The organism is Bradyrhizobium sp. P2_E8, assembly GCF_056403875.1.
This window is the reverse complement of the sequence record NZ_JBFUES010000160.1, coordinates 1-10,275: the sequence shown is the minus strand read 5'-3', so window position 1 is coordinate 10,275 and position 10,275 is coordinate 1. Positions and strand designations below refer to the sequence as shown.

7 protein-coding genes and 2 pseudogenes are annotated in these 10,275 nt (G+C 64.9%); 7 read left to right on the top strand and 2 right to left on the bottom strand.

All coding sequences use genetic code 11. From position 1 onward, the window contains the following. Both AC1D00_RS11695 and AC1D00_RS11690 read left to right on the top strand, forming a co-directional pair. A pseudogene (locus tag AC1D00_RS11695) lies at positions 1-184 on the top strand (UDP-glucose 4-epimerase GalE); the annotation flags it as partial. 230 nt (positions 185-414) lie between these two features. Then, positions 415-756: a hypothetical protein gene (locus AC1D00_RS11690; RefSeq protein WP_477010777.1), complete on the top strand. Its 342-nt coding sequence runs from the start codon at positions 415-417 to the stop codon at positions 754-756. Here AC1D00_RS11690 and AC1D00_RS11685 read toward each other — a convergent pair. Further along, positions 730-4,901 (bottom strand): annotated as a pseudogene (locus AC1D00_RS11685) (bifunctional diguanylate cyclase/phosphodiesterase). The gene AC1D00_RS11690 and the pseudogene AC1D00_RS11685 sit on opposite strands and share 27 nt — an antisense overlap. A gap of 247 nt (positions 4,902-5,148) precedes the next feature. On the opposite strand from AC1D00_RS11685, the gene AC1D00_RS11680 reads away from it, so the two are divergent. From AC1D00_RS11680 to AC1D00_RS11670, 3 genes are read left to right on the top strand one after another with little or no spacing between them, the layout of a single operon-like run. Beyond that, a complete protein-coding gene (locus AC1D00_RS11680) occupies positions 5,149-6,201 on the top strand; it encodes an Ldh family oxidoreductase (RefSeq protein ID WP_477010776.1) in 1,053 nt (350 codons plus the stop codon). Between the two features lie 21 nt (positions 6,202-6,222). Next, positions 6,223-7,590 (top strand): LLM class flavin-dependent oxidoreductase, encoded by a 1,368-nt coding sequence (locus AC1D00_RS11675; RefSeq protein ID WP_477010775.1) that lies wholly within the window; start codon positions 6,223-6,225, stop codon positions 7,588-7,590. A gap of 15 nt (positions 7,591-7,605) precedes the next feature. Further along, positions 7,606-8,391: a fumarylacetoacetate hydrolase family protein gene (locus AC1D00_RS11670; protein ID WP_477010774.1), complete on the top strand. Its 786-nt coding sequence runs from the start codon at positions 7,606-7,608 to the stop codon at positions 8,389-8,391. Between the two features lies 1 nt (position 8,392). Here the strand turns inward: AC1D00_RS11670 and AC1D00_RS11665 are convergent, their stop codons facing one another. Then, positions 8,393-9,313 (bottom strand): LysR family transcriptional regulator, encoded by a 921-nt coding sequence (locus AC1D00_RS11665; RefSeq protein WP_404552666.1) that lies wholly within the window; start codon positions 9,311-9,313, stop codon positions 8,393-8,395. Between the two features lie 169 nt (positions 9,314-9,482). On the opposite strand from AC1D00_RS11665, the gene AC1D00_RS11660 reads away from it, so the two are divergent. Both AC1D00_RS11660 and AC1D00_RS11655 read left to right on the top strand, forming a co-directional pair. After that, the gene (locus AC1D00_RS11660) at positions 9,483-9,821 is read left to right on the top strand and encodes a hypothetical protein (RefSeq protein ID WP_477010773.1); all 339 of its coding nucleotides are present in this window, start codon (positions 9,483-9,485) and stop codon (positions 9,819-9,821) included. Positions 9,822-9,893: 72 nt separating this feature from the next. After that, on the top strand, positions 9,894-10,275 hold a 382-nt coding region (locus tag AC1D00_RS11655), incomplete at its 3' end, for a hypothetical protein (protein WP_477010772.1).

Genomic DNA, 10,275 nt, shown 5'->3' with positions numbered 1-10,275 from the left:
GACCGGGCGCGAGGTGCCGCACACCGTCAAGCCGCGCCGCGCCGGYGATCCCACCTATCTGGTCGCCGACCCCTCCGCCTCGCGCAAGGTCCTTAACTTCGTGCCGCGCCACTCCGACCTGCCGACGGTCATCCGCACCGCCTGGGCCTGGCACCAGAAGGCGCATCCGTTCAGGTCGCGTTAGGCAACCGTAACACCCGTACCTTGCCTGCCGTGCCTGCAAACGGCTAGAATGGCTGTTCGCCGCCGCCGTTGGCGCATCGCTGACGGCCGCATTCAGGCATCGCCGACGATGATGTCGGCATGCATGGCTCGGCCAATTTGGCGCGAGCCAGCTTTTTCCGAGCGTCAAGGCCACGATCAAATCCGCGCGTCGGCCTGTCGTCGGGCGCGGATTCCGGGAGTATCGACCGCATGCATCAGGCTGCACGCCTGGAGTTCGAGCGCGTGATGGATGAGTTCGTTCGCTGGCATGTCGTGCCCGAGGACGAGCGCTCGCCTGCGCCTGCCTGGTGGTGGGGGCCTGCCATGGCGGTGGTCGACGACCAGGAGCCGATGAGCACCGCATGGTGCTCAGAGCTCGGCTTGAACGAAGGCGCGAGCTTCGCCGACGGTGCGCGCACGATACTCGCGCTGTTCGTCGAGCAGACCTCGCTGACGGAACCGCAGGATTTTCCGAGCAAGGCCGAAGGCACGGATCACGAGGTCCGCGAATTGCACCCGCAGCCGTCAGACGACAGCGCGTTTCAGCCGTAGCGCCGCGGCTTCGGTGGCAACCGGATCCGGCTCGGGCTGGAGCGGCGGTGCGACCGGCAGGACCATCGGCCGCAGCAGCTCGGCCATCTGCCGCGCCGGCAGCGGCTTCGAGATCAGGAAGCCCTGCATCTCGTCGCAGCCATGGGTGCGCAGGAACGCCTCCTGCTCGGCGTTCTCGACGCCCTCGGCGACGACGGTCATGCCGAGCGCCTTGCCCATGCTGATGATCGCCTGCGCGATCGCCTGGTCTTCCGAATCCTGCGGCAGGTCACGCACAAAGGAGCGGTCGATCTTGATGGTGTCGATCGGGAAGTGCTTCATCAGCGACATCGACGAATAGCCGGTGCCGAAATCGTCGATGGCGAGGCGAATGCCGCGACTCTGGATGGCGTCGAGCACCTTGAGCGCGCGCCCGACATTGCGCATCATCATGCTCTCGGTGACCTCCAGCTGGAGCAGCACCGGCGACATGCCGGAGGCCGCCAGCGCCTCGTCGACATCCTGCAGCAGATGTTCGTCGGCGAACTGCCGCGGCGACAGGTTCACCGCCATCGACACCGGCAGCAGGCCGCGGCGCTGCCAGGCCATGGCCTGCGCACAGGCCTCTTTCACCACCCAGCGGCCGATCGGCACGATCAGCCCGGTTTCCTCCGCAGCGGAATGAATTGCGCCGGCGAGATGCTGCCGAGATCCGGGTGCGTCCAGCGCAGCAGCGCTTCCACGCCGGTGATCTGGCCGGTCTCCATGTCCACCTTGGGCTGGTAGTTCAGCGAAAACTGCTCGCGCTCCAGCGCGCGGCGCAGCGCGCTTTCGAGCGACAACCGCTCGATCGACTGCGTCTTCACTTCCTTGGAGAAGAAGCGGTAGCCGTTCTTGCCGTCCTCCTTGGCGAGATACATCGCCATGTCGGCGTTCTTGGTCAGCGTCTGCGCGTCGGAGCCGTTGGCCGGATACATCGCGATGCCGATCGAGGCTGTGGTGTGACATTCGTGGCCGGCCAGCTCCATGGGCTTGGCGAGTGCCGCGAGCAACCCGGTCGCGATCCGCTGGACGTCGTCGATCTCGCCGCACTGGTCGAGGATCACCACGAACTCGTCACCGCCAAGCCGCGCCACCACGTCGCTTGCCCGCAACGCGTTGCGGAGGCGGTCGGCGACCTCGAGCAGGAGCAGGTCGCCGGCCTCGTGGCCGAGCGAATCGTTGATGACCTTGAAGCGGTCGAGATCGATGAACAGCACCGCAAAGCGGTGGTCGTGGTGCTGCGCTGCGTCGATCGCCTTACGCAGCAGCCCGTTGAAGGTCTCGCGGTTCGGCAGGTTGGTCAGGCTGTCGTGCGAGGCGAGATACTCGATTCGCTCGTCCGCCTTGTTCTTCTCATCGGCGCGGTCGAAATTCTCCATCGCGAAGGAGACGTTGTCGGCGAGGCGCTGCAACAGCTCGACGAACTCGGCCGTGAAGGTGCCCGGCTCGGTCGACATGTAGATCATGACGCCGACGGCCTGATCGTGCGCGATGAGCGGAAACGCCGCGCCCGACCGTGCGCCGTCGCCGCGGACGACGGCATGGAAGACACGGACGCGATCGTCGTTGAGATAGTCGTTGCTGATGCAGGGCTGGCGCGTGCGGAATGCCGTGCCGCTCATTCCGCGCCCCTCGGGACGCTCGGGGTCGATGGAGAGGCGGATGTTGCGCGTGGTGTCGGCGGACGGCCCGGCCGCGGCCACGATCTCGAGCTGGTCGCTGTCGGCCCTGGCCAGCGCGATCGTCGTCGAGGTGAACTTGGCGCCGTTCGATGCCGCGAGGCAGACGAGGTCGAACAGCTCGGCGCGGGATTTCGCCCGCATGATCGCCTCGTTGGTCGCGCTCAGTGCCGCGAACATGCGCGTCAGGCGCTCCTTCTGCACTTCGGTGCGGGCCTTTTCCTCGGCCCGATCGAAATTGTCGAGCGCGAAGGAGACGTTTTCAGCCAGGCGTCCGAGCAGTTCGACCAGATCGGGCGTGAACGTATGCTCTTCCGGTGCGAGGAAAAGCAGAATGCCGATCGGCTCCTGGCCAGCCCGCATCAGCGGGAAGCTGGCAGCGGCCCGGGTTCCATCCTCGGTCGCCTTGGCGTGCCAGTGCGCCGATCGCGGGTCGTTCAGATAGTCGTTGATGACACTGGGCCGGCGGGTCCGCACCGAGATTCCGATGATGCCCTGGCCCTCGGGATGATCGGCGGAAACAACGCAGGTACGTCCGACCATTCGGCTCTGCAGTCGTCCCTTCCCCGCGACGACGCGAACGAGCTCACGCTTTTCGTCCATGATGCCTATCGTCGCCGAGGCGAACACGTCGCCCAGCACGGCCGCCTGGCACGCGACCTCGAACAGTTCCTCCCGCGTCTTGGCGCGCATGATGGCTTCGTTGGTCGCGCTCAGCGCCTCGAACATGCCGCTCAGGCGGCTCCGCTGCTTGTCGGCCCGCGCCTTCTCCTCCGCGCGATCGAAATTTTCCAGCGCGAAAGCGACGTTCGCCTGCAATCGCTCGAGCAGCTCGACGAATTCGGGAGTGAACGTGTCGCGCTCCGCGGCATTGAAGAGGAAGACCCCGTCGACCCGGTTGCCGTTCAGCAACGGCAAGGCAGCAGAAGAATGGATGCCGGCGCGACGTGCGCTTTCATGCCATGGCTTGATGCGATCGTCCGCCAGGACGTCGTTGCTGACATGGGTCTGGCAGGTTCGGAGGGCCGTTCCGGTCACCCCTCGCCCTTCCGGTACCTTGTCGGACGTGGCGAAGGTGTAGCGGCGTAAATCATCCGCATGCGGTCCATAACTCGACGCGACACGGAGCAGTTCAGCCTCATGATCGGCCACGAAGATCGTGGTCGAGACGAACTTCGCGCCATGCACGGTCGCCTCGCAGACGAGGTCGAACAGCTCCGATCGCGATCGCGCGCGCAGGATCGCCTCGTTGGTGGCGCTGAGCGCCGCATACATGCGCGCCAGGCGCTCTTCCTCCGCCGCGATCCTGGCCTTGTCGGCCTCCCGGCCGAAATTCTCGATCGCGAACGAGACGTTCTCCGCCATGCGCAGCAGCAGCGCGACGACTTCCTCGTCCTTGGCCCATGACCTGCCGACGAAGGACAGGAGCACGCCGACGCTCTCGCCGTGCTTGATCAGCGGCGCGACCACGCAGGCGGCGACGCCGGTGTTGACGTTGGCCTGCTCCCACGGCGTTCCCCGGGTACGGCTGGCAAGATCGTCCTCGACGATGGCTTTCTGCGTCCGGAACACCTCGCCGGAGATGCCCTTGCCGTAGGGATTTTCCGGATCGATCGAATAGCGCGCCTGGGTGACCAGTTCGAGGTTCTGGCCGGTGGAGGCCACCGGCCTCATCCAATGAGAATCCGGGTCGCGGAGCAGGACGATGGTCGCAAGCGACTTGCCGCCATGCACGGAGGCGTCACACACGAGCTGGTAGAGCTCCTGCTCGGTCTTGGCGCGGAGAATGGCCTCGTTGGTGGCGCTGATGGCGCCGAACATGCGGTTGAGCCGCCGCATCGCCCGCTCGCCGGTCTGCCGCGCGGTCTCGCGCGCGAAATTGTCGAGGGCATAGGAGATGTTGGCCGACATGCGCTCGAACAGCGACACCATCTGCTCGTTCAGCGAGCCGGCTTCGCTGCGGGTCACGTACAGCACGCCGACACTCTTGCCGTTGCAGAGCAGCGGCAGCGCCGCGGCCGCGCCGATGTGGGCCCGGGCAGCGCCCTTGCGCCACGCCAGCGAGCGCGGATCGTTCAGATAGTCGTTGCTGACGCACAGCTTCTGATCGCGAAATGCTTCGCCGCCGACGCCGGATCCTTCGGGTGTGCCGGCGTCCGTGGTGATCTCGATCGAGCGCAGCCGCGGGATGTCGTCGCCACAGCCGGCCGCAAAGCAGAGCCGCCGGCCGTCCGGTCCCGCCAGGAACACGGCCACGGCCAAAAAGTCTCCGCTCGCAAACCCGGCGTCGCAGACCTTCTGGTACAGCTCGTCCGGCGATTTTGCGTAGAGGATCGCTTCGTTGATGGCGCTCAGCGCCGCAAAGGTGCGCGCGAGTGTCGTCGGCACGATCTCAGCTCCCGGGCATTTCTGCCTAATTTTCCCGGGTGCTTTATGAACGGCCATCGCCTAAACGGTCGTTATTGCGGGCCGCAAACCGTCGATCAAAGTGAACGAGCTGCGAACGACCTCCGCCAAACTATCGAAAATACCGCCGCCCGGGACAAATCTTCGACCAAAGGCGCGCGCTCTTTACGAATTTGCAGCCCTGTATTGGTTTACGGGAGATTGATATCGGTCCAGCGCTTTGAGACGATGACCCCAACAACCGCCCGCCGGATGTCATGACAAGGGCGATGACCGGGGAGACGCCATGCCGATCGTCAGGGCCGACCGCCTCACGCGCATCAGCGCCGCACTGCTCCAGGCGGCAGGAGCTTCCCAGGAAGAGGCCGATGCGGTCGCGACCGGCTGCGTCAACGCCAATCTCGCCGGCCACGACTCCCAYGGTGTGATCGCGGTTCCCACCTATATCGACCGCATCAAGGCCGGGCACATCGTTCCCGGTGCGAAATGGACCATCGTCCAGGAATCGCCGACCACCACCGTGATCGACGGCCATTGGGGATTTGGTTTCCACGTCAACGCCAGGGCGATGGCGCTGACGATCGAGAAGGCGAAGACGGCGAATGTCGCCGCCTGCACCGTGTTCCGGCAGAGCCATGTCGGCCGCCTCGCCGCTTATCCGCTGATGGCGATGCGCGAAGGCATGATCGGGATTGCAACGGCGGACTCCGGCCGCTCGCCGAAGCACGTGGCGCCGTTCGGCGGCAAGGAGGCGCGGCTCGGCACCAACCCGATCTCGATCGCGGTGCCGTCCGATCTCGACGCGCCGTTCTACCTGGACATGGCGACCTCGGCGGTCGCGGCCGGCAAGATCCAGCTCGCCGTGGYCCGCGGCGAGGAGATCCCGGCGGGATGGATCATCGATGCCGAGGGACGGCACACCACCGACCCGGCCCAGTACCGCAAGGGCGGCGCGCTGCTGCCGCTGGGCGGCACCGAGGGCTACAAGGGCAGCGGGCTTGCTGCCATGGTCGAGGTGCTGTGCGGCCTGCTCACCGGTCTCGGCTTCGGCGTCGAGCCCACGGGGCGGCACAATGACGGCTGCTTCATGGCGGTGTTCAACGTCGCCGCGTTCCGCCCGCTGAAGGAGTTCAAGCGCGAGGTCGCCGAATTCGCCCGCTATCTGAAATCGACCCCACCCTCCGAGGGCAGCACGGGCGTCTACTATCCAGGCGAGATCGAAGGCGAGCGTGCGCAGCAGCGGCTGCGTGACGGCATCGAGGTCGAGGATGCCACCTGGGACAAGCTGCGCACGCTGGCGCGAGAGTACCGGCTCGACACGGTGCTCGACCTGGCCTGACGGAATTCGGAGAACAGCAGCATGACGCGGCAGATGGTACTGGTCGGCTTCCTCCAGGCGCAAAACTGCACCAATTTGCCGAGCTCCTGGCGGCATCCGGACTCGCGCGACGATTCGATGTCGGCGGACTATTATCAGGAGATCGCCAGGATCCTCGAAGCCGGCAAGTTTCACATGGCTTTCTTCGACGACCGCCTGGCGATGCCGGACCGCTACGGCAACGACCACGCCCACACCGTCGAATACGGCATCCGCTGCGTGAAGATGGATCCGCTGATCGTGCTGACCACGATGGGCATGGTCACCGACAAGCTCGGCCTTGGCGCGACCTGCTCGACCACCTATTACGAGCCGTTCGACGTCGCGCGCCGCTTCGCGACGCTCGATTTGATGTCCGGCGGGCGCGCGGGCTGGAACGTCGTCACCTCGCTCAACGACGGCGAGGCGCTCAACATGGGCCGGGACTCCCATCCCGAACATGATTCCCGCTACGACCGCGCCGACGAGTTCATGGAGGTCGTGCTCGGCCATTGGGACACCTGGGAGGACGGCGCGCTCATCATGGACAAGACGAGCGGCCGCTTTGCCGATCCGGCCAAGGTGAAGCGGCTCGATCACAGGGGAGCGGCCTTCAAGTCGCGCGGGCCGTTCACCGTGCCGCGCTCGCAACAGGGCCATCCTGTCATCATCCAGGCCGGCGCATCCGGCCGCGGCCAGCGCTTTGCCGGCCGCTGGGGCGAGGTAATCTTCACCGCCGCGCGCAACCTCGCCGCGGCCAAGGAGGGTTGTGCGGCCGTGCGTAACGAAGCCGCCAAAGCCGGCCGTGATCYCGACCAGATGTTTCTCTGCAACCTGACGACGCCGGTCTGCGGCGCAACCAAGACCGAAGCCGAAGACAAGATGGCGCTGATCAACAAGCTGCCGCTCCAGATCGACGCGCTGTCGCTGCTCGCCGAAGCGCTCAATTACGATTTCGCCTCCAAGGACCTCGACGAGCCGCTGACGACGGAAGAGCTGAAGAGCATGCAGGGCATCCTGGGCATCCGCGACGGCGTGCTGAAGAATTCGGGCAAGAGCAATCCGAGCGCGCGCGATTTCGTCACCTTCTCCGGCCGTGGCCAGGTGCAGGACGCAATGGTCGGCGGCCCCAAGGAGATCGCGGACAAGCTCGAAGAAATGTTCGTCGAGCGCGGCTGCGACGGATTTGTCATCGCGGCCACCTACGTGCCCGGCTCCTACGCCGATTTCGTGCGCCATATCGTGCCGGAATTGCAGCGGCGCGGCTTGTTCCAGAAGGACTATCGCGGCAGGACGCTGCGGGAAAACCTCGGCTTGCGGCGGCCCGCTGCCGGTGCCTGGAAGGTGCATCCGCGCGATGCTGCGGAATAACAACGAGGACACCACATGCGCTGGCTGAAATTCACTGCCTCGGACAAGACCTCCTGGGGGATCGTTGAAGGCGACCAGGTCATCGCAGTCGACGGCGATCCCTTCGGCGAATGGCAGCGCACCTCGCGCACGCATCCGCTTGGCGACGTCAAGATCGAGCTGCCGCTGATCCCGCGCACCTTCTATTGCGTCGGCCTCAACTATTTGAAGCACCTGAAGGAGGCCGCCGACAAGCGCGGCGAGGTGCCGGCCGTGCCTGACCGGCCCGAGATCGGCTATCGCGCGCAAAACGCGCTGATCGCGCATGACGAGGAGGTCGTGATCCCCTCTTTCGCGACGGACAGGATCCACTACGAGGGCGAGCTCGTCGTCGTCATCGGCAAGAAGGTCAAGCACCTCACCAAACAGAACGCGATGGATTGCGTGTTCGGCTACACCATCGGCAACGACGTCAGCGAGCGCAGCTGGCAGAAGGCGGACCGCAGCCTGTGGCGCTCGAAGAACGCCGACACGTTCAAGCCGATGGGCCCGTGGATCGAGACCGAGGCCAATCTCGCCAGGATGCAGACGATCGTCAGGGTCAACGGCAAGGAGACCAACCGCTTCCACACCAACGACATGATCTTCGGCGTGGTACCGTTCCTGGTCGAGCTGACCAAGTATTTCACGTTATGGCCCGGCGATGTGATCTGGATGGGCACCGACGGCGCCTCGCCGGACATCAAGCATGGCGATGTCGTGGAGATCGAAATTACCGGCATCGGCACACTGCGCAATCGGTTCGTGCGGGAGCAGCGGTAGATCAGTTCGTGCCGCCTGAGCGACCCTTCACATGATCGATAAAGGCCCGCAACTTCGGCATGATTTGTCGGTGACCGGGATAGTACAGGAACACGCCCGGTGTCATCGGCGCGAATTGCTCCAGGACGGGAACGAGCTTTCCCGTCGCCATGGCACCGGTGGCCAGGGGTGCAGGCACTTGCGCAAGACCCACACCTTCGACGGCGGCTCCGAGCATCGTAGGAAAGTCGTTGGCGATGAAAGGTCCCGAAACCACAATCTCGATCGAACGACCGTTGTCGTCGAGCGACCATGACGCAAGCGCACCGTTCGATCGTCGCAACCTCAAGCACGCGTGCTCACGCAGATCGTCTGGCCGCTCGGGCCGTCCGCGGCGGGCAAGGTAGCCCGGGCTGCCGAGGATAATGAGCGGTAGCGGATTCGTCAGGCGCACCGCGATCATGTCGGGGGCGATGAACTGGCCCAACCTGATGCCGGCGTCAAAACCTTCGGCTGCGAGGTCGACCAATTCTTCGCTTGCGGCAAGCTCCACCTCAATCTCGGGAAATGCCCGGCAGAACGACGCAATCAGCGGCTCCAGCAGGATCGGCACGACTGAGCGCGGGACGGTGAGACGCAGGAGCCCGGTCGGTCGCTGTCCGAGCTCGCGCGCCGCGCCGCTGGCGGCGACGAGCTCCTCGAAGGCGGGTCTGGCGCGCGCAAGGAATCTTTCGCCGGCTTCGGTCAAACCGACACTGCGGGTCGTGCGGATGAAGAGCGCGGCGCCAACGCGCGCCTCGAGCGCGCGTATCGCCTGACTGATGGCCGATGGCGTGACCCCGAGTTCAGCTGCCGCTCGGCGGAAACTGCGATGGTGGGCGACACTCAGGAACGCCTCCACGCCGTCCAGCGCGCCGTGCCTGACTGTGAAGTTCTGCTTCATGGCCCATCAACATTATCGCGAATAGTAACTCGCGGAAAGCAGCTTTACATCCGAATTGCACATGAGCCGTGCCGCTGCGGCAACCGCCGCGATCGGAGAAATGAAATCGATGAAGACAATCCGCAATGTCGTCTTCGCAGTCTCCCTCATACTCACAGGCGCAATCTCCATGGCCGATCCTTCACTTGCCCAATCGCAGACCGCGTCACCGACAACCGGGGTCATGGTCATCCTGACCGTCAAGGCGGGCGTCACCCGAGATCAGATCATGGCCGTCATGCCCGATGAAATCAGGCAGACCGTGCAGCTCTATCTCAACGGGACGGTTCGCGAATGGTATTCGCGATCCGACGGGCGGGGCGCCGTATTCCTGTTGAATGTCAGGGATGTCGCCGAGGGACACGCGATCATGGAGGGCCTGCCGCTCGCGCGGCAAGAGCTGATGAACCACGACTACATCGCGGTCGGTCCGCTGATGCCGCTCGGTCTGCTGATGGCCAAACCCTGAGCGTCCGCCGACGCCGAACCGACCGGCTTCGACCGCACCCGGCCGGACAGGCCACCACAAGGGAATCCGAACGTGCCGCAAAGCTTCAACCTTCCATTCGTGCTCAGCGTCGCAGGCGCTTTCCTGACAAGCGCGGTGGTGGCTTCGATCTACGTCTGGCCGGCACTCCGCGCCATGCCGCGCTATGAGGCCCTGAGACTTCTCGCGGCCTTCAACGCGTTCAGGTTCTTCGGCATGAATTTCATGGTGGCGGGATTCGTATCTGCGGAGTTGAGCCCGACTTTCGCCGCCGAGGTCGGATGGGGGGATCTCATTGCCGCCTCTCTCGCGCTCGCATCAATCGCAGCACTCTCCTGGCGATGGTCGATCGCCGTTCCGGTGGTCTGGGCGTTCAACGTCTGGGGCACGCTGGATCTCTTGAATGCCTACTACATGGGCGCCTACTACATGGGCG